We start from the raw sequence: 24,153 nt of genomic DNA on the forward strand, positions 1-24,153 counted from the left end.
GGGTCAGTCAACCTCTAAGGTGACTCACCCACCGCTTTCGCGAGCAAGCCCGCTCCCACATGTGCTTGGTATTAACCCTGAAGCTGCAATCAGCCGATGCTGATCGGCGGCAACTCGGTCAAAGTCACGACCTGCTGCTTGCGTGGCGCGAGGATTTCCGCCTCGCCATCGACCACCAGCTCATCGCGCTGGTTGAATACACGGGTGGCAATGCGCACGCGAAATTTTGGCAACTTTTCGAGGATTTCCAGACGCACGGTCAGGGTGTCGCCGATTTTTACCGGCTTCTGAAAAGTCATCTGCTGGCCGATATAAATGGTGCCCGGCCCAGGCAACTCGCAGGCAACCGCCGCACTGATCAGGGCGCCGCTGAACATGCCGTGGGCGATACGCTCCTTGAACATGGTTGCTTTGGCGTACTCGGCATCCAGGTGCACGGGGTTATGGTCGCCGGACATGGCGGCGAACAACTGGATATCGCGCTCCTCGACGGTCTTGCTGTAGCTGGCGGTCTGGCCGACTTCGAGGGCTTCGTACGGGGTGTTGGTAACCTGAGTCATCTAAAGGTACATCCTGTGGCTAATCGCTAATTTAATTGGCTGATTCTAAAATCTTGATTTTAAACGTAAAGTTATTCGCAACGGGTCGGCCTGTGCAGCGCCAGTGTCTGGTCGAGCCATGTCAGTACATCCGCTGTGACTTCATCGCGGTTGGTTTCGTTGAACACTTCATGACGCGCCTGCGGGTAGATATTCAGTTGCAGGTTCTGGCAGCCGGCCTCGCGCAGTGCGTGGGCCAGGTTTTTGAGACGCTTGCCTTCACTCACCGGATCACATTCTCCGCCCATCACCAGGATCGGCAGGCCCGGGACGATCTGCTCGAGATTGGACGCTTTGCTGATTTGCTGCAAGCCGCCCAACAAGTCGATCCATAGCTGGTTGGTGCAGCGGAAACCACACAGCGGATCGTTGATGTATTTATCGACTTCATTCGGGTCGCGGCTGAGCCAATCAAACGCCGTGCGGTTGGGCTTGAACGCCTTGTTGAACGAGCCGAATGACAGGAACTCGATCGGTGCGCTGCGCCCGCGCAAGCCCTGGCGTGCCCGTTCGAGGCGAGCGATCACCCCGGCGGCGCGGTACAGCGCCACAGGCTGGAAGTTTGAACCGCTGAGAATCACCCCCTTCAAGCTGGCGCTGTGGTGCAACAGGTAGGCCTGGGCGATATAGCTGCCCATGCTGTGCCCCAGCAGAATGATCGGCAGCCCGGGCTGCTGTTGGCCGATGTGCTGGTTGAGGCTGGCAAGGTCGCCGACTACCTTGTTCCACCCATCCTTCTCGGCGTAGAGCCCCAGCGTGCCCTCGTCGGCGGTGCGGCCATGACCGCGCTGATCCAGCGCATACACGCCATAGCCGGCTGTGCACAACGCGTCGGCCAGGCCTGCATAACGCCCGCTGTGCTCGGCCATGCCGTGGGACAACATGATCATGGCCTTGGCGGGGCCTTCCGGCAGCCATTGATTGACGTACAGGCGGCTGCGGTCATTCGCGGTCAGCCAGAAGGTGCTGTGGTTCATGGCGCTTCCTTTGCTCGAGGTCGTTGCAGTGTATAGCTCATCCCCAGGCTTGCATCTGATCTGTGCAGGCCCTTGTAGGAAGATTCACGCAATTGATGACGCTGTTTCCTGTATTTGCCTGATTGGCCATAGCTGCTAACGTCCCCAAAGCTCCGCTTTTTATAGCAGCCTGCTTTTTACAGCTGCAGCGGCCGGACACACTCAGGTAAGAGGACAAGAATAATGCAACCTGATTTCTGGAATGACAAACGCGCGGCGGGCGTTCCCAATGACATCGACCTCAGCACCTACAAGTCGGTGATCGAAGTCTTCGAACGTTCCTGCAAGGCCTTTGCCGACCGTCCGGCATTCAGCAACATGGGCATCACCCTGACCTACGCTGAGCTTGAGCGCCAGAGTGCGGCGTTCGCCAGCTACCTGCAACAGCACACCGACCTCAAGCCTGGCGAGCGCATTGCGGTGCAGATGCCCAACGTGCTGCATTACCCGATTGCGGTGTTTGGCGCGTTGCGCGCCGGGCTCATCGTGGTCAACACCAACCCCTTGTACACCCCTCGCGAGATGCGCCACCAGTTCAAGGACGCTGGTGTGCGTGCGCTGGTCTACCTCAACCTGTTCGGTTCGCGCGTTCAGGAAGTGTGTACCGATACCGAGATCGACTACCTCATCGAAGCCAGGATGGGCGACTTCATGCCGGCCGCCAAGGGCTGGCTGATCAACACCGTGGTCGACAAGGTGAAGAAAATGGTCCCGGCCTACCACCTGCCACGGGCGGTATCGTTCAAGCGCGCGTTGCGCATGGGCGCAGGGCAGGGCCTGATTCGGCATCCGGTGACCCTGGATGACATCGCGGTGCTGCAATACACCGGCGGCACCACTGGACTGGCCAAGGGCGCGATGCTCACCCATGGCAACCTGGTCGCCAATATGCAGCAGGCGCGGGCGTGCATGTCCCAACTCACCGACGACGGCCAGCCGCTGGTGAAAGAAGGCCAGGAGGTGATGATCGCGCCGCTGCCGCTGTACCACATCTATGCATTCACGGCGAACTGCATGTGCATGATGGTGACCGGCAACCACAACGTGCTGATCACCAACCCGCGGGACATCGGCGGTTTTATCAAGGAACTGAAAAAGTGGCGGTTCTCCTGCCTGTTGGGGCTGAACACGCTGTTTGTAGCGCTGATGGACCACCCGGACTTCAAGACCCTGGATTTCTCCCACCTCAAGATCACCAATTCCGGCGGCACGGCACTGGTCAAGGCCACCGCCGAGCGCTGGAAAGCGTTGACCGGTTGTTCCATCGGCGAAGGCTACGGCCTGACCGAAACCTCACCGGTGGCCAGCACCAACCCGTATGGTAGCCAGTCGCGCCTGGGCACCGTGGGTGTTCCAGTGCCGGGCACGGCGATGAAAGTTATCGACGACGAAGGGCGCGAGCTGCCTTTGGGTGAGCGCGGCGAGCTGTGCATCAAGGGGCCGCAGGTGATGAAGGGCTACTGGCAGCAACCGGTAGCCACCGCCGAGACCCTGGACGCTGAGGGTTGGCTGAAAACCGGTGACATCGCGGTGATCGATGCCGATGGGTTCGTGAGCATTGTTGATCGCAAGAAAGACCTGATCATCGTCTCGGGCTTCAACGTGTACCCCAACGAGATCGAAGACGTGGTGATGGCCCACCCGGCGGTAGCCAACTGCGCCGTGATCGGCGTACCGGATGATCGCACGGGGGAGGCGGTGAAGCTGTTTGTGGTGGCGCGTACGCAGGGCGTCAGCCTTGAGGAACTGAAGGCATACTGCAAGACCAATTTCACCGGGTACAAGGTGCCCAAGCACATTGTGTTGCGCGAGTCGTTGCCGATGACGCCGGTAGGCAAGATTCTGCGGCGGGAGCTGCGCGACATCGCTTGATATGAAGTGCGTTTAAAAAATGTGGGAGCGGGCTTGCTCGCGAATGCGGTGTATCAGTCACCAGATGTATCGACTGAAGCACCGCATTCGCGAGCAAGCCCGCTCCCACATTGTTATTTATTGTGCTGAAAGGCTCATTCCAGAGCGATTTTAAGCGTTATAGAATCTTTGCTCTAAAAATGACTACTGCATATTCTTGAGTCATGTTTATGACTGTAGGGCCCTCTTTTGGCTCTAGGCGGCCCTTGGCAAAGCTGCTACTCTCGGCGCGCTTTGTGACTTCTCGGCCTGCTTGAAAGCGCCAGACTCACCTTAAAAAAACATACACCAATAATAATCGCATCAAATGCGATGATGAATTCGCGTCGCTGAGGAGTGGGCTTCCATGAACGAAGACTTTTGGAAGGATAAGTACCCCGCCGGGATTGCTGCAGACATCAATCCAGACGAGTATCAAAATATTCAGGCGGTACTGAAACAGTCCTGCCAGCGCTTCGCCAACAAACCGGCTTTCAGCAATCTGGGCAAGACAATCACCTACGGTGAACTGTACGAATTGTCCGGCGCTTTCGCCGCCTACCTGCAACAGCATACCGACTTGAAGCCTGGCGATCGAATCGCCGTGCAACTGCCCAACGTCCTGCAATACCCGGTCGCCGTGTTCGGCGCCATTCGTGCGGGCCTGATCGTGGTCAACACCAACCCGCTGTACACCGCGCGGGAAATGGAACACCAATTCAATGATTCCGGAGCCAAGGCTCTGGTTTGCCTGGCCAACATGGCGCACCTGGCTGAAAAAGTCGTGCCCAAGACCGCCGTCAAGCACGTGATCGTCACCGAAGTCGCTGACCTGTTGTCGCCGTTCAAGCGCCTGCTGATCAACAGCGTCATCAAGTACGTGAAAAAAATGGTCCCGGCGTATCACTTGCCCAAGGCGATCAAGTTCAACGACGTGCTGGCCAAGGGGCACGGCCAACCGGTCAATGATGCCAGCCCGGCCAGCGGCGATGTCGCCGTGCTGCAATACACCGGCGGCACCACCGGCGTGGCCAAGGGCGCAATGCTCACCCACCGCAACCTGGTTTCCAACATGTTGCAGTGCAAGGCGCTGATGGGCTCCAACCTCAATGAAGGTTGCGAGATCCTGATCACGCCGCTGCCGCTTTACCACATCTATGCCTTCACCTTTCATTGCATGGCGATGATGCTGATCGGCAACCACAACATTCTGATCAGCAACCCGCGCGACTTGCCGGCGATGGTCAAGGAACTGTCGAAGTGGAAGTTCAGCGGCTTTGTCGGCCTGAACACTCTGTTTGTGGCGCTGTGCAACAACGAAGGCTTCCGCAAGCTGGACTTCTCCGCGCTCAAAGTCACCCTGTCCGGCGGTATGGCGCTGCAACTGGCAGCGGCCGAGCGTTGGAAAGACGTGACGGGCTGCAATATTTGCGAAGGTTACGGCATGACCGAAACCAGCCCGGTGGCGACGGTCAACCCGATCCAGAACATCCAGATCGGCACCATCGGCATTCCGGTGCCCTCTACCGTGTGCAAAGTCATCACCGATGACGGCGTCGAACTGGCCCTGGGTGAAATCGGCGAGCTGTGCGTCAAAGGCCCACAGGTGATGAAAGGCTACTGGCAGCGTGAAGACGCTACCGCCGAGATCCTCGACAGCGAAGGCTGGTTGAAGACCGGCGACATCGCGATCATCCAGCCGGATGGCTACATGCGCATTGTCGACCGCAAGAAAGACATGATTCTGGTCTCCGGTTTCAACGTCTACCCGAACGAGCTGGAAGATGTGCTGGCGACCCTGCCGGGCGTGCTGCAGTGTGCGGCCATTGGCGTGCCTGACGAAAAATCCGGGGAGCACATCAAGATCTTCATCGTGGTCAAGCCAGGGGCTACCCTGACCAAGGACCAGGTGATGGAACACATGCGCGCCAATGTCACCGGCTACAAGGTGCCCAAGGCCGTTGAGTTCCGTGATGCGTTGCCGACCACCAACGTGGGCAAGATCCTGCGCCGTGAGTTGCGCGATGAAGAGCTGAAGAAGCTGGGCCTCAAAAAGTAACCCAATAAAAAACCCCGCCATGCGGGGTTTTTTAATGCCTGGATTGGAATGCAATCCAGTGTGGGAGCGTGCTTGCCTGCGATGGCGGTACATCAGTCATTGCCGGGCTGGCTGACCCACCGCTATCGCAGGCAAGCCAGCTCCCACAGTATTTGACCAAGTTGCTACACGGCAAACTGCGCGAAGCTCACACCCGCACCGGCCGGGCGCACATCTTTCAGGAACGAATCCTTGTCGGCGCTCAGCTCCAGGGTGATCTCCGGCTTGCGCTTGTTCGCATTGCGCACCACCAGCCCTTCAAGCTTTTCACGCAGGAACGCAGTCGGCACCTTCAGGTGCAGCAACTGGTCAGTCTCGGCGTTGTGCATCAGCAGGTGAATCCACTCGTACTGGCCCACACCAATACGCACGACCGGCAGGTCGAACCACCAGATGTTGCGTTTGCTGTCCAGGTCGGTGAAGTGGCAGTTGTTGACGCCGAGTACGGCACCGCCCAGTTCCTGGTTTCTGCGGGCGATGGCCTGTGCTTTATTGAGTTTCATAACCTTCCTACGGGATCTGTTATTCAGCGATATAGCCTGAATGTGCCGGGCATTCTCGTGGGTTGGCGGCAAAACATAAAGCCAAACCTGCAACGGATGCGCAAATGCTCGATGAAATGCCCACCGAAAAATAATTGAAACTCTGTGCAACCGCCTCGGGTCAATCTCTACGTAATGACCCAAACCCTTGATTGTTCTTTCGGAGAAATACCATGAGCAGCACATCGGATAAGGCAAAAGGTTTGAAAGATGAACTCGTCGGCAACATCAAGCAAGGCGCCGGCAAAGTCACCGGCAACGACAAGCTGCGCGCTGAAGGTGTCGTGCAGGAGAAGAAAGGTCAGGTCGAAAAAGCCATCGGTGATACCAAAGATGCGGTAAAAAAAGCCGTCAAGTAACCCTGAATCGCTGGCTGTGTTCGTGCAGCCCGACGGCCATCCACGGATGGCCGTTTTTATGTCGTACGTTGCAACTAAAATCTCGTCATTGTTTCAAAGTCGCCAAATAGGCTACTTTTGATGTAGAAAACGGCCCCTGAGTCGCCCACGACCTCACCCTTTTATGCGGCGAAAGGAGACGCTATGATTTTTCCGGTACTAGACGGCCTCAAGCTCCACAAAGTGTTGATGCGCACCGTCACAGAGTTTATCGATGACGAAATGCCCACCTACGCCTCGGCACTGGCCTACCAGATGCTGTTCTCGTTGTTTCCCTTTTTGTTGTTCCTCATTGCCCTGATCGGTTTCCTGCACCTGCCGGACTTCTTCACCTGGCTGCGTATGCAGTCGGAACTGGTGTTGCCGCCCCAGGCCCTTGAACAGGTCAACCCGGTGATCGACCAGTTGCAGCAATCCAAGGGTGGCTTGCTGTCCGTCGGTATCGTGATCGCCTTGTGGACCGCTTCGGCCGGTGTACGGCTGATGATGAGTGCGATGAACGCCGCCTACGACGTGGTCGAAGGCCGGCCGATCTGGAAGCGTTTCCCGCTGTCGATTTTCTATACCGTCGGCATCGCCGGCATGCTGCTCGCCGCCGCTGCGCTGATGGTGCTCGGCCCGCAGGTGATGGGGTGGCTCGCCGGGCAGATCGGCATGCAGGAATTCGTGGTCACGTTGTGGACCATCCTGCGCTGGCCGCTGATCGTGATTTTGCTGATGTTCTCCGTAGCCCTCATGTACTACGTGATGCCTGATGTGCAGCAGAAATTCCGCTTCATCACACCCGGCTCGGTGCTGGCCGTGGTGGTGTGGATTATCGCCTCCCTGGGTTTTGGCTACTACGTCAAAACCTTCGCCGACTACAACGCCATGTATGGCAGTATCGGCGCGATCATCGTCCTGCTCCTGTACTTCTATATTTCCGCCGCCGTGCTGTTGCTCGGGGCCGAGATGAATGCCGTGATCGAACACATGTCGGCCGAAGGCAAGGACCCGGGGGAAAAGGAGTTCGATGAAAACACGCACACGGATGAAAAACAGCACGTCTCAGGCCTAGGCCGGGACCACTCCAAGCCCACTACCGACGAAGTCTGATCGATGATCCGTGAAATCCTGAAAATGGGCGACGAGCGCCTGCTGCGCATCGCGCCCCCGGTTCCGCCGGAAATGTTCGACAGCCCCGAGCTGTGGCAATTGATTGATGACATGTTCCAGACCATGGAAAGCGTCGGCGGCGTCGGCCTGGCCGCCCCGCAGATCGGCGTCGACCTGCAACTGGTGATCTTTGGTTTCGAGGCCAGTGAACGTTACCCGGAGGCGCCTCCGGTGCCGCAGACCATCTTGATCAACCCGTTGATTACGCCGCTCAGCCCGGTACTGGAAGAAGGTTTTGAAGGCTGCCTGTCCGTGCCCGGTCTGCGTGGCGCGGTGGACCGTTACCAGCAGATCCGCTACGAGGGTTTTGATCCCAAGGGGGCACCCATCGTGCGCGTCGCCGAGGGCTTCCACGCGCGGGTGGTGCAGCATGAATGTGACCACCTGATCGGCCGGCTGTACCCGTCGCGGATTACCGACTTCAGCAAGTTCGGGTTTATCGAAGTGATGTTTCCGGACATGGACCCGAATGCTGACGAGTAACGCTCAGCCATACTGAGATCGAAAATGTGGGAGCGGGCTTGCTCGCGAAAGCGGTGTATCAGTCACCGAATACATTGCCTGACACTCCGCTTTCGCGAGCAAGCCCGCTCCCACATTGGGATAGCATTTCAAACCGAACTATTTGACAGGTTTAACAAACCGCAACGTCATCCGGTCCGACTCGCCAATCGCCAGGTATCTGGCCTTGTCCTGCTCCCCCAACTTCAATGTCGGCGGCAACGTCCAGACGCCACCCGGATAATCCTTGGTGTCCTTGGGGTTGGCATTCACTTCGCTCTGCCCAGCCAGCTTGAACCCGGCATCGGTCGCCAGTTTCACCACTTGGGCCGTGGTCAGGTAACCACTGTCCTTGATCGCTGCCAGGTCCGCCCCGTCTTTGGCTCGGTGATCTTCCACACCCAGCACGCCGCCCGGTTTGAGCACCGTGTAAAACGCACTGAACGTGGCGTCTGCGGTATCGGCCGCTACCCAGTTATGCACGTTGCGAAAAGTCAGCACGGCGTCGGCCGAAGCAGGTTTGCCGAACACTGGCGCCTTAGGGTCGAACTCCACCACTTGGGCCTTGGCATAGCGCGTCGGGTCGGCGGCGAATTTCTTTTTCAGGTTCTCTTCGGAGGTGCGCGCATAGGCGCTGCTGCTGGCTGCCTGCACGGCGGCGATGTAATGCCCGTGGTCCTTGAGCAGCGGCGCCAGCACTTCGCTGTACCAGCCGGCGCCGGGGGTGATTTCGATCACCGTCTGCCTGGCGCCCAAGCCGAAGAACGCCAGGGTTTGCTGCGGGTGACGATAGCCGTCGCGCGCGCTGTTGGACGGGTCGCGCCAACTGCCGGCAAGCACGCTGGTGTATTGCTCGGCGGTAATCGGCGCATCAGCTGCTTGGCTGAAGGTGGGCGCGAGGAGGGCGGTGAGGGACAGAGCTGCAAGCGTCGTTTTCATGATCATCCTGTAAAGGGCCACTGTGCCGTCGAGGCTAGCATGAGCTCTGGACCGGCTGATCACACATTATTCGAGGTCGACCTTTACGTTGGTTATAAGCCCCATCGCGATCATTGGCTTGTTACGTTTGTAGCGCACCAACCGCTCGCTGAGGGATTGCGGCAGCAGCGTATCCTGAGTGAACCCCATGCGCTGATACATACCTTCCAGGTCGGGATGGCACAGCAGCCAGACGCACCCCTGCACATCAGCCACCGCCTGCAGAATCAAGCGCACCGCCAGCCCTTGGCCGCGATAAGCCGGGTCGACAAACACCGCGGTCAGCCACTGCCCACCCACCACAGGCGAGAGGCACAACCCGGCCACAATCTCGCCGTCCCGCGCTACCCATAAACGCCCACCTTTCATGGCCTTCATCGACGAATCATGGCGGCGGTAAAACTTGTTCAGCAGCGGCCACAGCGGCTCTGCCAGCGGTTCGATGTGCAGTTCAGGCATGGTGTTTGGGCAACATTCTCAAGGGCCGGGGATTATAAGCGCCTTCTGCCGTGCAATAGGTGGTATACCCAGTGTTACATCCCCTTTCAGTGGAGCATGCATCATGGCCAAAGGTATGGATTCAAAGAAAGCCGCGAAGAAAAAACCGGCAAAAACTGCCGATGAAAAACGCGCGGACAAGAAAACCAAGAAATCCGAGTCAGGCCTGTTCGGTCACTGAGTTACAAGCTTAGAACCAAACGATCTGCAAGATTTTCCCGCCTCAAGGCACAGAGCAGGAAACACCTGCTCTGAGCTGCCGATGGCCAACTACCTTGATCTGACCCAGCGCCGGGAAATCGAAGCCCTGGCGCAAAGTTTTACTGCAAAAACCGAATGGCCGACCTGGCTGCTGTTGATCGGCGTGTATACCGGCTGGTTCGCCGTAATACTCGGCAGCCATTGGCTCGGCCTGTGGCTCAGCACCCTGTTGCTGATTCCTTTGGTGACGCTGTGGCTATCGGTGCAACACGAGCTGCTCCACGGCCATCCTACCCGCTCCCTTCTCGTGAACAAACTGCTCGGCTACGCGCCCTTTGCCGTGTGGTACCCCTATACGCTGTATCGCAACAGCCACCTGCTGCACCACAACGATGAAGACCTGACCCTGCCGGGCATCGACCCGGAAAGCCGCTACCTCAATCAACAGCAATGGGACGCCAGCTCGTTGTTCGAACGAGGTGTGCATTGGCTGACCAAAACCGTGCTCGGCCGCTTCGTGTTGGCCGCGCCGCTGGCGATTGGCCGGTTGGCGCGCCATGAGTTCCAGCGCCTGCCGCAGGTGTGGCCGATGTGGCTGGCCCACGGCGCCGTGACCGTATTGATGCTGAGCTTTATCGCCCACTACAGCGCACTGCCGGTGTGGCACTACCTGCTGCTGGTCACTGTGCCGGCCTTGTCCCTGGCGTCGATCCGTTCCTACTATGAACACCGCCCGCACCTGCAACCGGCGCAGCGCACCGTGCTCAACGAAGCGGCCTGGCCGTGGACGTGGCTGTTCCTCAATAACAACCTGCACCTGGTGCACCATGACTTGCCGAAATTGCCCTGGTACTGGCTGCCCACGGTCTACCGCGCCCGCCGCGAACAGTGGGTGGCGCGCAGCGGCGGCTTTCTGGTGCAGGGTTATGGCCAGTTGATCAGCCGCCACGGCCTTAAGGCCATCGACAGCCCCCGGCACCCTTTTGCGTGAGAGACGACCATGAGTGACCACTACGCCGAGCTGCAAATGTATGTCGCGCCCGAAGCGGTGCAGCACGCCAACCAGCGCTGGCTGGCACGCATCTTCGAGCGCCTGAACCTGACCCGTCGTAACGCCGACCACCTCGACCTGCCCAGCCTGTGGCTGTCCCCTGATTTGCTCGTCAGCCAAACCTGCGGCTACCCGTTGATAACCCAACTGCGCGGCAAGGTGCGCGTGATCGGTCGCCCGCGCTATGAGTTGCACCACAGCAGCCATGGCGAGCATTGCAGCCTGCTGCTCACCCGCAACGCCAACCCGCACACCCAACTGGCGGACTTCTACAACAGCCGCGGCGTGATCAACGGCCACGATTCCAACAGCGGCATGAACCTGCTGCGCGAACGCCTGGCGCCGTTGCAACGCGACGGTCGTTTCTTCGCCAGCGTCGGCATCAGCGGTGCCCACCGCGAAAGCTTGCGCTGGCTGCGCGAAGACCGCGCTGATCTTGCCGCCATCGACAGCGTCACCTACGACTACCTCGCCCGTTTCGCCCCGCAGGAAGTGGCGGGGCTGCGCATTGTCACTCACAGCGCGCCGAGCCCGACCTTGCCCTACATCGGGCCGTTGAGCCTGAGCGATGAGCAGGTGATGCGAATTCGTGAGGCGATGAACCTGGCATTGCAGGATTTACCGGATGTCGTCGAAACGCTGGGGATACAGGCAGTCCTGCCGGCCAGGGAAGATCACTATCAGGTGCTGCTGGACTACCAGCAACGAGCCGCCGGCGTCGGCTATTCAAAGCTTCAATAAGGTTATATAGAAATACCTTTTAAATATTATTAAAGAATAAGCAGTCTTGCTAGGATCGCTCCACCGGAACACCGGACATAACGTGAAACCTACTCAGATGGAGCCACTATGTCCGGCGCCGATATTTCTCACAGCGATTACGTGGGCGGATTGTTCCGCAGTCATTACGACTGGCTGTGCAGCCGTTTGCACCGCCACCTCGATTCGCGTGCACACGCCGAAGACATCGCCGCCGATACCTTTACCCAGCTCCTGAGTGCGCCGGGCGTGCTGCCGATCCGACAGCCCCGCGCCTTGCTCACCACCATCGCACTGCGCCTGATGTACCAATTGTGGCGTCGCCGCGACCTGGAGCGCGCCTACCTCGCCGCCCTGGCTAACGACGAAACTTGCACCGCGCCGTCGCCCGAAGACCTCGCGCAAATATTCCAAGCCCTGCAAGCCATTGACCAGTTGCTCGACGGCTTGCCGGCCAAGGTCAAGGCGACCTTCCTGCTGTCGCAACTCAATGGCCTGACCTACCCAGAGATCACCGCCGAACTGGGGATTTCCCAGCGCTCGGTCAGCGACTACATGGCCCGTGCGTTCAACCGTTGCCTGCGGCTGGGCCTGGAATGAACCGCCGCACTGGCCTGTGGGTGACCGTCAATGCTGCCTGAACACTTCACTCGTTCCCTGTGGAAGCTGGCTTGCCTGCGAAGGCATCACCTCGGTCCCCCTGAACAACCGAGGTGCCTGCATCGCGGGCAAGCCAGCTCCCACATTGCCCGTGCCCACTTTGAATACGTTGTGAATCGAACCTCCAAGAGGCTACTCATGAGAAAACTAAAAAACCTGCTCGGTGGCTCGCTGCTGGCGCTCGCTGTTCTGACGCAGCCAACCCAGGCCGCCGAAGCGGTCAAACCGATCCACTTCGGTGACATCACCTGGGAAAGCGGCAGCCTGATCACCGAAGTGCTGCGCCTGATCGTCGAGAAAGGCTACGGCTTGCCCACTGACACTTTGCCCGGCAGCACCGTGAGCCTGGAAGCCGCCCTGGCCAAGGACGATATTCAGGTGATTGGTGAAGAGTGGGCCGGGCGCAGTCCGGCGTGGGTCAAGGCTGAAGCCGAAGGCAAAGTCTTCGGCCTGGGCGACACGGTCAAAGGTGCCACCGAAGGCTGGTGGGTGCCCGAATACGTGATCAAGGGCGACGCCGAGCGCGGCATCAAGCCCCTGGCGCCGGACCTCAAATCAGTGGCCGACCTGGCGCGCTACAAGGATGTGTTCCGCGACCCCGAAGACCCAAGCAAAGGCCGCTTCCTCAACAGCCCCACCGGCTGGACCTCGGAAATCGTCAACAGCCAGAAGCTCAAGGCCTATGGCCTGACCGACACCTTCGTCAACTTCCGCACCGGCTCCGGTGCGGCGCTGGATGCCGAAGTGGCGTCGTCGATCCGCCGCGGCAAACCGGTGTTGTTCTACTACTGGTCGCCGACCCCGTTGCTCGGTCGTTTCAAGCTGATCAAACTGGATGAACCGCCGTTCAACGCCGACGCCTGGAAAACCCTGGCCGACGCCAACAACCCGCACCCCATCGGCACCCGCTCGATGCCGGCGCACCTGGCGATTGGCGTGTCGGCGCCGTTCAAGGCGCAGCACCCGCAACTGGTCACGTTCTTTGAGAAAGTCGACCTGCCGATCGACTTGCTCAACGGCATCCTCGCGCAGATGAGCGAGAAGCGTGAGCCGCCGCGCCAAGTCGCGCTGGCGTTCCTCAAAGAGCAGCCGCAAGTCTGGCAACAGTGGGTGCCAGCGGATGTGGCGGCCAAGGTCAAGGGAGCGCTCTGATGCTGAAAGTCCTCGCTGCGGTCGTTCTCTCGCTGGTTGCCGGTCACGTGTTGGCAGCCGAACCCTCCACGTTGCGCATCGGTTACCAGAAAAGCTCGGTGAGCATGGTGCTGGCCCGTGAGCACAAACTCTTCGAAGAGGCGTTGCCTGGCACCCAGGTGCAGTGGGTCGAATTCCTCGGTGGCCCGCCGCTGATCGAAGCGTTGAACGGCGGCAGCCTGGACATCGGCAATATCGGTGACATCCCGCCGATCTTTGCCCAGGCCGCCGGCATTGATTTGCAGTACTTCGCCGTCGAGCCGAACGACGGCAAGACCGAAGCGGTATTGGTGCCTCAAACCAGCACGATTCAGCACGTGGCCGAACTCAAGGGTAAGCGTGTGGCGCTGCTCAAAGGCTCCAGCGCACACAACCTGTTCCTCAAAAGCCTGCTGCGCGCCGGCTTGCAATGGAAGGATGTGGATGTGGTGTACCTGTCGCCCTCCGACGGCCGCGCCGCGTTTGAGCAAGGTAAGGTGGACGCCTGGGTGGTATGGGACCCGTACTACTCGGCCGCGGTAGTGGACGGCTCGGCCCGCGTATTGGGGGACGGCCAGGGCCTTAATCCGGCCGGCAGTTTCTTTGTGGTCAGCAGCCCGTTTGCCCGGCAGCACCCGCACGCGATCGCCGCGATTATCAAAACCCTGGCCAAGGCGCAGCGTCTATCCCTGGACCAACCCGAGCAAAGCATCGCGTTGATGGCCAAGACCCTGGGCCTGCCACCGGCCGTGGTCAAAAGCTACTTCGAACACCGCTCGCCCGCGCCGATTCGCCCATTGGAAGCCATCGACATCGCTAACCAGCAGCGCACTGCCGACCTGTTCTTCGCCAACGGCCTGATCCCGAAAAAGGTCGATGTGCAGCAAATCGTGCTCAAGGCGCCATAGCCTCTTGATCGACGCTAGCGGTATGAAACGCTTTCTCTAAAACAACGCCGTTCAACTGTGGGAGCGGGCTTGCCCGCGATAGCGGTGTATCAGTCGAAACATTCGTTGGCTGACACTCCGCTTTCGCGAGCAAGCCCGCTCCCACCTGTCTATTTGCATTTCAGATCATGGATTCTCGGCAGCCACCGCAGCAGCCTCGACACCAGCGGTGTGAAACGCTTTCTCTAAAACAACACCATTCAACTGTGGGAGCGGGCTTGCCCGCGAATGCGGTGTATCAGTCGAAACATTCGTTGGCTGACACTCCGCCTTCGCGAGCAAGCCCGCTCCCACCTGTCTATTTGCATTTCAGATCATGGATTCTCGGCAGCCAACGCAGCAGCCTCGACGCTAGCGGTGTGAAACGCTTTCTCTAAAACAACACTGTTCAACGGTGGGAGCGGGCTTGCCCGCAATAGCGGTGTATCAGTCGAAACATTCGGTGGCTGACATTCCGCTTTCGCGAGCAAGCCCGCTCCCACATTTTTAAGTGCATTTCAGATCATGGATTCTCGGCAGCCACCGCAGCAGCCTCGACACCAGCGGTATGAAACGCTTTCTCTAAAACAAAGCCGTTCAACTGTGGGAGCGGGCTTGCCCGCGATAGCGGTGTATCAGTCGAAACATTCGTTGGCTGACACTCCGCCTTCGCGAGCAAGCCCGCTCCCACCTGTTCATTTGCATTTCAGATCATGGATTCTCGGCAGCCACCGCAACAGCCTCGACACCAGCGGTGTGAAACGCTTTCTCTAAAACAACGCGGTTCAACTGTGGGAGCGGGCTTGCCCGCGATAGCGGTGTATCAGTCGAAACATTCGTTGGCTGACACTCCGCTTTCGCGAGCAAGCCCGCTCCCACCTGTTTATTTGCATTTCAGATCATGGATTCTCGGCAGCCACCGCAGCAGCCTCGACACCAGCGGTATGAAACGCTTTCTCTAAAACACCGCCGTTCAACTGTGGGAGCGGGCTTGCTCGCGAATGCGGTGTATCAGTCGAAACATTCGTTGGATGACACTCCGCCTTCGCGAGCAAGCCCGCTCCCACCTGTTTATTTGCATTTCAGATCATGGATTCTCGGCAGCCAACGCAGCAGCCTCGACACTAGCGGTATGAAACGCTTTCTCTAAAACAACGCCGTTCAACTGTGGGAGCGGGCTTGCCCGCGATAGCGGTGTATCAGTCGAAATATTCGTTGGCTGACACTCCGCCTTCGCGAGCAAGCCCGCTCCCACATTTTTAATTGCATTTCAGGCCATCAGGCTTCGGCGGCCAGGGCCGCGATAACTGTTTGCCGCTCGCCAATCCGCTGCTGAAACGCAGCCAGCGCCGGCCACTGTTGCAGGTCGATAGCGTGAAACCCCGCCCAGCGCAGCACCACGAACAGGTACGCATCTGCCACCGAGTACTGCGCGCCCAGGAGATAATCCTGGCGCTCCAGGGTCTGCACCAGAATCGCAAAACGCTTGTACACCTTGGCCACGAACATCGCCCGCACATCGCCCTGAATCGCGCCGTTAAAGAAAATCGCCAGCCCGCCATGAATCTCGCTGGCGATAAAGTTCAGCCACTCCTGCAAGCGCACGCGCTCCCAACTGCCATTGGCCGGGGCCAGGTGCGCGGCGGGTTTCAGGTCGGCCAGGTATTGCAGGATCGCACTGGCCTCGGTCAGCACTTCGCCATTGTCCAGTTGCAGCGCCGCCACGTAGCCCTTTGGGTTGATCTGCAGGAAATCGTCGCCGTCGGCCGTGGTTTTAGCCTGGTTATCGACCCGCACCAGGTCGAATGGCAAGGCCAATTCGCGCAACACGATATGGGGGGCGAGAGAACAGGCATTGGGGGAAAAGTACAGTTTCATGAAGAGTGGTTCCTGATCGGTTGTCGTTCATTTGCGCCAGTCTCGCGGGCATGGCACCTTGCGTAAAATTAAACCTTCAGATCCCACCCATAAGGACAGCTACTGCCATGATGAACCTGATGCACTGGCGTTTGCTGGTGGCCGTGGCCGACCACGGCAGCATCACGGCGGCCGCCGAAAAGGTGGGCATGACCCAGTCCGCTGCCAGCCAAGCCATGGCATCCATGGAGGCAGCATTGGGTGCGCAACTGTTCACCCGTGAACCGCGCAAGACCTTGCCTACCACCCTGGGGATCAGTGTGATTGAGCACGCGCGGGTGATGATGGGCGCGTTACAGGCGATTCGTACCACCGTGGATGAGTCTCGGCCGCTGCTGCGTGGGAGCATTCGCATTGCCAGTTTTCCGATGGTGCTGGCGACCTTTCTGACACCGTTGCTGCAACGTTTTCGTCAGTTGAACCCAGGTATCGAGATCACCACCCTGGATGTCACCGACAGCGAAGTGCACACCTTGCTCGACGCCGACCTGATCGACCTGGGCGTGGTGCTCAACCCCGAGCCCGCGCGCAACGCCACGGTATTGGGGCGCGACTTTTGGATGGCCGTGCTGCCGATCAACCATCCCATCGCGCAGCGCCCGGCCGATGCTACGGTGTCGCTTGAGGAATTGCTCCAGCAACCCTTCGTGCTGGCCACCGGTGGCTGTACCGCCAATGCCCGCAGCCTGGCGACATTGGCGGGGCTGACCCTGCGTGATATCCGCGTGGAAGTGCGCGAATGGAGCAGCGCCTATAGCCTGGTGCGCGAAGGCGTCGGCGTCACACTGGTGCCTCAAATGGCCTTGCCGGCCCCGCACAACGGCCTGCGTGTGATGCCGTTGAGCGTCCCGCTGCACCGCGAATTTGCCTTGGTCGGCTCGCCAACCCGTTCACCCTCAGCCGCCGTCAGCGCACTGTTAAAAATGCTGGCTGATTAGTGGCCTTGCATAGCGCCAAGCCCTGTCTATGCTGATCCTGAACCGTTGATGACGTTTGGCATATAAAGCGTTTCGGATGGTTATTTCCCCATGAAGGTTAGCTAGCACTATCCAACAAATGAATGGAATGCGCCTTTCAGGCGCCGGGAATCAAGGGTGATCTGATCATGTTCAACCGCCATCACAAATCCGACCTGCAAGAAATCCAACGTTTTTCCTGTGCGCTCACCGAAGCCAACGCCAAACTCGCGGCCATCAGCCGCTCCATGGCGATGATCGAATTCGACCGCAACGGTGTGATCCTCGACGCCAATGACAACTTCTGCAAAACCATGGGCTACAACGTCGAGGAGATTCGCGGCAAACATCACCGCATCTTTTGCGAAGAGGCCTACACCCACACCGAGCCTTACACTAAGTTGTGGCGCGACCTGGCGCGCGGCGAAGCCCTGAGCGGCACCTTTATGCGCCTGAATAAGCGCGGCGAGGAGGTGTGGCTCGAAGCCAGCTACATGCCGGTACTGAGCAGCGATAATCAGGTGCAGAGTGTCATCAAAGTGGCCTCGGACATTTCCGCACGGGTTCACCATGAACACGAGAACCAGAGCCTGATCGACGCCATCAGCCGGTCCATGGCGGTGATCGAATTTACCCCTCAAGGCCAGATCATCAATGCCAACGATAACTTCCTGCGCGCGGTGCAGTATTCGCGCGAAGAAATCATCGGCCAGCACCACAGCATGTTCTGCCAGCGCAGCGAAGTAGAGTCCCCGACTTACAAGGCCTTCTGGGCCTCGCTCAACCGTGGCGAATATCACTCTCATCGCTTCGAACGAAAAAACAAATACGGCAAAACCCTGTTTCTGGAAGCCTCCTACAACCCCATCTTCGACACCAACGGGCGCCTGTACAAAGTGGTGAAGTTCGCCAGCGACATCACCGAGCAGGTCACCACCCTGCGCACCGCCGCCGATTCGGCCCACTCCACCTCGGTACAAAACGACGCCTGCGCGCGCAAGGGCTCTGAGGTTGTGCAGCAAACCGTGCAGATCATTGAAGAGATTTCCAGTGACCTGAATCAGGCGGCCCAAAGCATCGACGCGGTCAACAAACAGTCGGACATCATCGGCGCCATCGTGCAGACCATTCGTAGCATTGCCGAACAAACCAATATGCTCGCGCTCAACGCGGCGATTGAAGCGGCGCGGGCCGGTGAGCATGGGCGTGGGTTTGCGGTGGTGGCCGACGAAGTGCGCAGCCTCGCAGCGCGCACCAGCCAGGCAACGGAGGAGATTGTGGAGGTGGTGCGCAAGAACCACGACCTGTCGCTGAGCGCGGTATCGAGCATGCAGTCGAGCCTGAGCCGCACAGGGCTGGGGGTGGAACTGGCGAATGAGGCGGGGCAGGTGATCCTGGAGATTCAGGAAGGGTCACGGCATGTGGTGGATGCGATCAGTCAGTTCAACTCGACCCTGCAATTGCAGTAGATACATTACCGCCGTGGTAACCCGATCACTGTGGGCGCAGGCAAGCCAGCTCCCACATTTGATCAGCGTGTCTGTTAAATCGCCGCCAGGGTTTCTTTAACCGACTGCGCCGGGTCAGTGGCTTTCGCCGCTACTTGCTGATCTTGCTGCTGCTTCACACGATCAGCCACTTGCTTGGCAATCGCGTCCTGTTTTTCCTGCGGCATTGCCTGCACTTGGGCTTCGGTCAAACCCTGCTCCTTGAGCAATTGCTCACGGATGCGTTCAGCCGGGGATTTGCTCATGTAGTCGGTGAAATCAGCACGCGCGGTGCTGGTGGTCGAGCCCGTCGCCGGCACATCGGTTGCCGCCGTAGGTGCCGCCGTCGTGGCTTGCAACTGCACACGGGTCTTGGCGAAGGCTTCGTCGATACGATCACTGGCCTTGTTCAGGTCCTGCTGCGCGGCCGGTACGGTTACGCTTTGCTGCGCCGCTTGCAGGGCACCGCTGTACAGCGTGCTGGCGGCAGCGTTGGCGGGGTCCATGTCAGAGCGCTTGAGCTTTTGGACGGTCGACACGGCTTGAGCGTTGTTGTTAACCAGCATGATCGGTCACCTGCGGATATGTGTTCGGTGCGACAGCACGAGCAAATAGCATGCCGAGCGCCAAATCCCCGGTTTTATTGGGGATGGCGCGGCCGTCGCGGCAAGCGTTGTCCCGCAGGCGGCCAACCGTTGCCGTCAGTGGGCGATATTTTCCAGCGCCAGGTTACGCGTACGCGGCCCGAACCAACTGATGGTGATCATCACGATCAACATGCTGCTGGCAATAAACGCCAACACGCCCGGCGTGCCCAGATGCTCAAGAATGAACCCGATCAACAGGCTGCTGAACACCGTGGACAAGCGGCTGAACGAATAGCAGAACCCCACCGCCCGCGCGCGGATATTGGTCGGGAACAATTCGCTCTGGTAGGAGTGGTAACTGAAGCTCAGCCAGGCATTGCAGAACGTGATCATCACCCCGCAGATCACCAGCCCCACCGCCGTGGTTTGCAGGGCGAACAGGCTGCCGAAGATCATCGCGCCCATGGCCGAACCGACGATCTGCCATTTGTTTTCAAAACGATTGGCCACCTTCACAAACAGCAGCGGCCCCAGCGGGTAGGCGAGGGTGATGATAAAGGCGTACATCAAGCTATGGGTCACGCTCACACCCTGGCCCGACAACAACGCCGGCAACCAATTGCCGAAGCCGAAAAAACCGATCGCCTGGAACACATGAAACACGATCAGCATCAGTGCCCGGCGGCGGTAGGGCGGTTGCCAGATATCGGCAAAACGCCCGCTGCCCTGCACGCTGACGGCTTCGGGTTCGGGCTCATCCAGCGGTTTGCCATGATCCTGTTGGCAGCGTGCTTCGAGGCTGTCCATGATCTGCCCGGCTTCGTCAAAGCGGCCCTTTTGCGCCAGCCAGCGGGGTGATTCCGGCAGGCGCTTGCGCAGTTGCCAGATAAACAACGCAAACACTGCACTGCTCAGCACCACCCAGCGCCAGCCGGAAACCCCGAATGGCGCCTGGGGCACCAGCCACCACGACATCAACGCCACCGCCGGCACCGACAGAAACTGGATGAAAAACGCAAAGGCAAACGCCGAGCTGCGCATGCGCTTGGGCACCAGTTCCGAGAGGTAGGCGTCGATGGTCACCAGTTCGATGCCCAGGCCGATGCCCACCAGGAAACGCATGCCGATGATGCCCAGCGCGGACGTCTGAATACCCATCAGCACGGTGGCCACGGTGTACCAGATCAGCGCAAAGGTAAAAATCGCCCGGCGCCCAAAGCGGTCGGCGATGGGGCTGAGCAGGCTGGCGCCGAGGAACAGGCCCAGAAAGGTCGCAGAGGCGAACGCCGCCTGGTCAGAGAAGCCAAACACGCCTTCGCTGCCGGTGTGGAAAATCCCGTCGCTGATCAAACCGGGGCTGATATAGGCGGTTTGGAAGAGGTCATACAGCTCGAAAAAGCCGCCGATCGACAGCAATGCCACCAGGCGCCACAGAGTGGCGACGGCAGGTAGGCGGTCGATGCGCGCGCTGATATGGGCTGCACGGATCGGGTCGATGCCGTCCGTGGCTGAGGCGGTGAGTGTCGACATGGGCAGATTCCAGGGGCAGTGACCTGGAATCTTAGCGGGCTAACGGAAATCGGCGCTTGTGAAGTTGCGTGCGGCAGGGCACACATTCGCCGATTTATTGCGCCTGGGCGTCGGGTTTCAAGCTTTTATGGCGCAGGGGGCTCAGTAGGTGATGGGGATCTCGAAGGTCTGAAAGGCGTCATCCACCGGTTGATAGCCCAGCACCCGTGTGGTTTCGCTCAGGTCCAGGCGCTTGAAGCGGTTATTGGAAATGCCATGGGCGATCAGGTGCTTCACACCCTCAGCGTCCACCGAACGTTGCAGCAGTTGCACGGCATCACGTGGGCTGAGCCAGGCGCTGAGGTCGCGGGCGTTGTTCAGGTCGTGGGTTTCGGGGAACTCAAAGGCGCCGATGCGCAGGGCAATCGTGGAGAGTGGGGTTTTTGCCGCGTAATAGCCGCACAGTGCCTCGCCGTAGCATTTGCTCACGCCGTAGAGGTTGGCGGGCATCACCGGCATGCCTGGGGTGATTTGGCGATCTACGGGGTAGCCTTCGATGGTCTGCGCGCTGCTGGCGAACACCAGGCGTTTGACGCCCGCCGCCACGGCGGCTTCGAACAGGTAGGTGGTGGCGAGGATATTGTTCGGCAGCAATTCGTCGAACGACGCGCTGGCGTGGGGGATGCCCGACAGGTGCACGATCACGTCGATGCCATCGAGCAGGGCCGCGAGGGTGGTTTTATCGCTGAGGTCGGCGTGCACGAAACGGTGTTTGCCCACATCGAAAGCCGGCGCGAGGCGGTCGGTGAGGGTGAAGCGGTAGCGCTCCTTCGAGGCTTCGAAAAAGGTCTTGCCGATTCTTCCGCAGGCGCCGGTCAGCAGTACGTTGAGTCCGTTCACGGTGAGTCCTTGTTTTAGTTGTGGCCGTCGAGGGCGAAGGTCTTGAAGCCTTGGCGCCCGCTGAGGCGCTGGTAGTACGCCGCAATGGCGGGGTAGGGCGGGCGCTCCATGGGCGTGTTCTGCCAACGGTGTACCGAGAGGCCGATGAGGATATCGGCGAGGGTAAATTCATCCCCGGCTACATAAGCGCCGGTTTTGGCCAACTGCTGTTCCAGCAGGCCCATCTTGTCGTTCCACACCTGCACGGCGGCGGCAATCTGCGCGGCGTCCAGGCCGTCCGGGTTGTTGCGCACCAGCGCGGTGAAGGCATCGCCCCAGGCGCGGTTGAGTTCGCTGGCTTGCCAGTCCACCCATTGCTCGACCCGCGCGCGTGGCGCGGGTTCGGCGGGCAGCAGGTCTGTGCGTTGGTAAAGGCCGATGAGGTAGCGGCAGATGGTGTTGGATTCCCACAATACACCGTGGTCGTCGATCAGCACCGGCACTTGGGCGTTGGGGTTCAGGGCGAGGAATTCGGCGGATTGGGTGGGCTTGAAGCCAATGCCCCAGTCTTCGCGTACATAGTCGATGCCCAGTTCCTGACAGGTCCAGAGCACTTTGCGCACGTTGATGGAGGACGTGCGGCCGAGAATTTTCAGTGAGTGTCCCATGGTACTTCCCTGACGATGGTGAGTGGCCAATCTAGCAGGGGGCGTAGATGACAGCGAGGGTCTTAAGCGGGCACGGTCAAAATGTGGGAGCGGGCTTGCTCGCGAAGGCGGTGTGCCAGTCACCAACTGCATCAACTGACACACCGCTTCGCTTTTGCTTTTGATCTAACCACTCAGGTCGGCTGTCAGGCCGCCGTGCTCTGCTTTTGACTTTGATCTTGATCTTGGGCGCCCCGTTAACCACGCTGGCCGAACGCAGGCTTTGGAGCGTGGGTAACCCGGCAGGACGCCGGGTTAGCCGCGATGGGCCAAGGATGGCCCATGGCGGCGGCCCACGGTCCAAAGCCTGCGTGAGGGCACACCGAGCCTAGGCGAGGTGCCGAGTGGTGGGGCAAGAGCCCTTTGGTTACTTTGGGGCTTTTCCAAAGTGACCCGCCGTAAGGGCGGAACCTATTTCGGCCGTGACCCAAACAACGGATATGTACTCAGCGCGCCCCGCGACAACCACAGCACTCAACCCGTAAAAAATGTGTAGATACCAATGGCCACCGCAGGCAATCCACTCCCCACTGTTTGATTGTATTCGGCCTTTAGAAAATCAGCTGCTCTCGCGCACCTGCAACTCAAACCCCATGTCCACCACCGGCTTGGCAATCTTGTTGCCCGCCATGATCGTCAGCAAATGCTCCGCCGAACGCCGGCCAATCGCTTCACGCGGTGTGCTGATACTGCTCAAACGCGGCACCATGAACGACGACGCCGGCAAATCGTTAAAGCCCAGCACCGCCACCCGCTCCGGTACTTTGATGCCGTGGCGCATGGCTTCCAGCAGTGCGCCCTGGGCCAAGTCGTCGTTGCCAAAGAAGATCGCATCCACATCCGGGTGCGCCGCCAGCAGTTGCAAAAACAGCTCGCCACCGAGGCCCACGGAGGAGGGGCGCGGCGTCAGCAGTTCCAGCGCCGGGTCGTACAGGCCAGCCTGTTGCAGGGCGCGGCGGAACCCTTCACCGCGCAGCAACGTGCGTTGGTCCAACTGCGCGCCGATATAGGCCAGGCGCTTGCGCCCTCGGGACAGCAAATGCGCCGCCGCTGTTTCGCCAGCGCTCAGTTGCGAAAACCCCACGCAGTTCACGCCGGCGTTAGGGTCCAGGTCCATCATGTACACACACGGCACATTACTGGCCTCGACCATCCGCCGCGCGCTTTCGGTGCGGTCAAACCCGGTCAGCAGCAACCCCCGTGGCTGGTAGGCCATGTAGTTGCGCAGCAGGTTTTCTTCTTCGTCGCACGAATAGTGCGAATTGCCGATCAGCACTTCAAAGCCCTTGGGCCGCAGCACTTGGTGGATGGCTTCGAGGGTTTCGATAAACAGCAGGTTGGACAGCGACGGCACGATGACCACCACCGAGTGGCTTTGGGCCGACGCCAGTGCGCGGGCCGCCGGGTTGACCACGTAGTTGAGTTCGGCGGCGGCCAGTTGCACTTTTTCCACCAGTTCGGTGGCCACCGTGCTGACGCCGCGCAGGGCACGGGAGGCGGTAATCGGGCTGACGCCGGCCAGGCGCGCCACTTCATTGAGGGTCGGGCGACCGGTAGTGCGGGTATTTTTATCGTTCTTGGAGGTCATCAGGCGGTTGCCAAACAAAAATCGAGGCACTAAGGTAGCGCTGTCTCCAAAAGGCTGCAAATGCTTGAACATTGGGTTGCC

22 protein-coding genes and 2 pseudogenes are annotated in these 24,153 nt (G+C 59.5%); 13 read left to right on the forward strand and 11 right to left on the reverse strand.

Annotation, left to right across the window (positions count from 1 at the left end):
- Positions 1 to 89 precede the first annotated feature (89 nt).
- Complete coding sequence (locus ACI77D_RS06680; protein ID WP_024077080.1) at positions 90 to 560, reverse strand: MaoC family dehydratase; 471 nt, start codon at positions 558 to 560, stop codon at positions 90 to 92.
- Between the two features lie 71 nt (positions 561 to 631).
- Positions 632 to 1,576, reverse strand: coding sequence for an alpha/beta hydrolase (locus ACI77D_RS06685; RefSeq protein WP_407016268.1), 945 nt, complete (start codon positions 1,574 to 1,576; stop codon positions 632 to 634).
- A gap of 222 nt (positions 1,577 to 1,798) precedes the next feature.
- Here ACI77D_RS06685 and fadD2 point away from each other — a divergent pair, with 222 nt between their 5' ends.
- Positions 1,799 to 3,487 (forward strand): long-chain-fatty-acid--CoA ligase FadD2, encoded by a 1,689-nt coding sequence (gene fadD2 / locus ACI77D_RS06690; protein WP_221295539.1) that lies wholly within the window; start codon positions 1,799 to 1,801, stop codon positions 3,485 to 3,487.
- A 385-nt stretch (positions 3,488 to 3,872) separates the two neighbouring features.
- Positions 3,873 to 5,564 carry a long-chain-fatty-acid--CoA ligase FadD1 gene (fadD1, locus tag ACI77D_RS06695; RefSeq protein ID WP_221295538.1) on the forward strand — a complete coding sequence of 564 codons (1,692 nt, stop codon included), beginning with the start codon at positions 3,873 to 3,875 and terminating at the stop codon, positions 5,562 to 5,564.
- A 164-nt stretch (positions 5,565 to 5,728) separates the two neighbouring features.
- On the opposite strand, the gene ACI77D_RS06700 is transcribed toward fadD1, so the two are convergent.
- Positions 5,729 to 6,106 carry a hypothetical protein gene (locus ACI77D_RS06700; RefSeq protein WP_053257688.1) on the reverse strand — a complete coding sequence of 126 codons (378 nt, stop codon included), beginning with the start codon at positions 6,104 to 6,106 and terminating at the stop codon, positions 5,729 to 5,731.
- A 212-nt stretch (positions 6,107 to 6,318) separates the two neighbouring features.
- On the opposite strand from ACI77D_RS06700, the gene ACI77D_RS06705 reads away from it, so the two are divergent.
- From ACI77D_RS06705 to def, 3 genes are all read left to right on the forward strand, one after another.
- A complete protein-coding gene (locus tag ACI77D_RS06705) occupies positions 6,319 to 6,504 on the forward strand; it encodes a CsbD family protein (protein WP_259763496.1) in 186 nt (61 codons plus the stop codon).
- Between the two features lie 183 nt (positions 6,505 to 6,687).
- Complete coding sequence (locus tag ACI77D_RS06710) at positions 6,688 to 7,638, forward strand: YihY/virulence factor BrkB family protein (protein WP_064453860.1); 951 nt, start codon at positions 6,688 to 6,690, stop codon at positions 7,636 to 7,638.
- A gap of 3 nt (positions 7,639 to 7,641) precedes the next feature.
- Positions 7,642 to 8,181 (forward strand): peptide deformylase, encoded by a 540-nt coding sequence (gene def, locus ACI77D_RS06715; protein ID WP_064453859.1) that lies wholly within the window; start codon positions 7,642 to 7,644, stop codon positions 8,179 to 8,181.
- Between the two features lie 138 nt (positions 8,182 to 8,319).
- On the opposite strand, the gene ACI77D_RS06720 is transcribed toward def, so the two are convergent.
- Together ACI77D_RS06720 and ACI77D_RS06725 are read right to left on the reverse strand one after the other, a co-directional pair.
- Positions 8,320 to 9,138 (reverse strand): class I SAM-dependent methyltransferase, encoded by an 819-nt coding sequence (locus tag ACI77D_RS06720; protein WP_407016269.1) that lies wholly within the window; start codon positions 9,136 to 9,138, stop codon positions 8,320 to 8,322.
- 66 nt (positions 9,139 to 9,204) lie between these two features.
- Entirely contained in the window at positions 9,205 to 9,636 is a 432-nt protein-coding gene (locus ACI77D_RS06725) for a GNAT family N-acetyltransferase (protein ID WP_407016270.1), read from the reverse strand.
- Positions 9,637 to 9,937: 301 nt separating this feature from the next.
- Here ACI77D_RS06725 and ACI77D_RS06730 point away from each other — a divergent pair, with 301 nt between their 5' ends.
- The 5 genes from ACI77D_RS06730 to ACI77D_RS06750 all read left to right on the forward strand — a co-directional run bounded on the left by ACI77D_RS06730 (position 9,938) and on the right by ACI77D_RS06750 (position 14,424).
- Positions 9,938 to 10,867, forward strand: a complete 930-nt coding sequence (locus ACI77D_RS06730) for a fatty acid desaturase (protein WP_064453856.1) — start codon at positions 9,938 to 9,940, stop codon at positions 10,865 to 10,867.
- A gap of 9 nt (positions 10,868 to 10,876) precedes the next feature.
- Complete coding sequence (locus ACI77D_RS06735; protein ID WP_407016271.1) at positions 10,877 to 11,668, forward strand: phosphate/phosphite/phosphonate ABC transporter substrate-binding protein; 792 nt, start codon at positions 10,877 to 10,879, stop codon at positions 11,666 to 11,668.
- Between the two features lie 108 nt (positions 11,669 to 11,776).
- Positions 11,777 to 12,286 (forward strand): sigma-70 family RNA polymerase sigma factor, encoded by a 510-nt coding sequence (locus ACI77D_RS06740; RefSeq protein WP_407016272.1) that lies wholly within the window; start codon positions 11,777 to 11,779, stop codon positions 12,284 to 12,286.
- Positions 12,287 to 12,484: 198 nt separating this feature from the next.
- A complete protein-coding gene (locus ACI77D_RS06745; RefSeq protein ID WP_407016273.1) occupies positions 12,485 to 13,498 on the forward strand; it encodes an ABC transporter substrate-binding protein in 1,014 nt (337 codons plus the stop codon).
- Positions 13,498 to 14,424: an aliphatic sulfonate ABC transporter substrate-binding protein gene (locus ACI77D_RS06750; RefSeq protein WP_407016274.1), complete on the forward strand. Its 927-nt coding sequence runs from the start codon at positions 13,498 to 13,500 to the stop codon at positions 14,422 to 14,424. The genes ACI77D_RS06745 and ACI77D_RS06750 overlap by 1 nt, the downstream gene beginning before the upstream one ends.
- Before the next feature lie 1,296 nt (positions 14,425 to 15,720).
- Here ACI77D_RS06750 and gstA read toward each other — a convergent pair.
- On the reverse strand, positions 15,721 to 16,320 hold the full coding sequence (gene gstA, locus ACI77D_RS06755) for a glutathione transferase GstA (RefSeq protein WP_064453851.1): 600 nt from the start codon (positions 16,318 to 16,320) through the stop codon (positions 15,721 to 15,723).
- 107 nt (positions 16,321 to 16,427) lie between these two features.
- Between gstA and ACI77D_RS06760 the strand changes: the two genes are divergently transcribed.
- From ACI77D_RS06760 to ACI77D_RS06770, 3 genes and pseudogenes are all read left to right on the forward strand, one after another.
- Positions 16,428 to 17,297, forward strand: a complete 870-nt coding sequence (locus ACI77D_RS06760) for a LysR family transcriptional regulator (RefSeq protein WP_221295533.1) — start codon at positions 16,428 to 16,430, stop codon at positions 17,295 to 17,297.
- Between the two features lie 167 nt (positions 17,298 to 17,464).
- Positions 17,465 to 18,241: pseudogene (locus tag ACI77D_RS06765) on the forward strand (PAS domain-containing protein); the annotation flags it as partial.
- Positions 18,242 to 18,376: 135 nt separating this feature from the next.
- Positions 18,377 to 18,784 (forward strand): annotated as a pseudogene (locus ACI77D_RS06770) (methyl-accepting chemotaxis protein); the annotation flags it as partial.
- 74 nt (positions 18,785 to 18,858) lie between these two features.
- Here the strand turns inward: ACI77D_RS06770 and ACI77D_RS06775 are convergent.
- The 5 genes from ACI77D_RS06775 to ACI77D_RS06795 form a co-directional block, all read right to left on the reverse strand.
- Positions 18,859 to 19,368, reverse strand: coding sequence for a hypothetical protein (locus ACI77D_RS06775; RefSeq protein ID WP_407016275.1), 510 nt, complete (start codon positions 19,366 to 19,368; stop codon positions 18,859 to 18,861).
- Positions 19,369 to 19,503: 135 nt separating this feature from the next.
- Positions 19,504 to 20,919, reverse strand: coding sequence for an MFS transporter (locus ACI77D_RS06780; RefSeq protein ID WP_262666122.1), 1,416 nt, complete (start codon positions 20,917 to 20,919; stop codon positions 19,504 to 19,506).
- Between the two features lie 141 nt (positions 20,920 to 21,060).
- Positions 21,061 to 21,798, reverse strand: coding sequence for an NAD-dependent epimerase/dehydratase family protein (locus tag ACI77D_RS06785; protein ID WP_407016276.1), 738 nt, complete (start codon positions 21,796 to 21,798; stop codon positions 21,061 to 21,063).
- Between the two features lie 14 nt (positions 21,799 to 21,812).
- Positions 21,813 to 22,445 carry a glutathione S-transferase family protein gene (locus ACI77D_RS06790; RefSeq protein ID WP_407016277.1) on the reverse strand — a complete coding sequence of 211 codons (633 nt, stop codon included), beginning with the start codon at positions 22,443 to 22,445 and terminating at the stop codon, positions 21,813 to 21,815.
- Between the two features lie 598 nt (positions 22,446 to 23,043).
- Positions 23,044 to 24,075, reverse strand: a complete 1,032-nt coding sequence (locus ACI77D_RS06795) for a LacI family DNA-binding transcriptional regulator (protein ID WP_407016292.1) — start codon at positions 24,073 to 24,075, stop codon at positions 23,044 to 23,046.
- Between the last annotated feature and the right edge of the window lie 78 nt (positions 24,076 to 24,153).

Source organism: Pseudomonas sp. O39 (assembly GCF_045447295.1).
Taxonomy (GTDB): domain Bacteria; phylum Pseudomonadota; class Gammaproteobacteria; order Pseudomonadales; family Pseudomonadaceae; genus Aquipseudomonas; species Aquipseudomonas antarctica_A.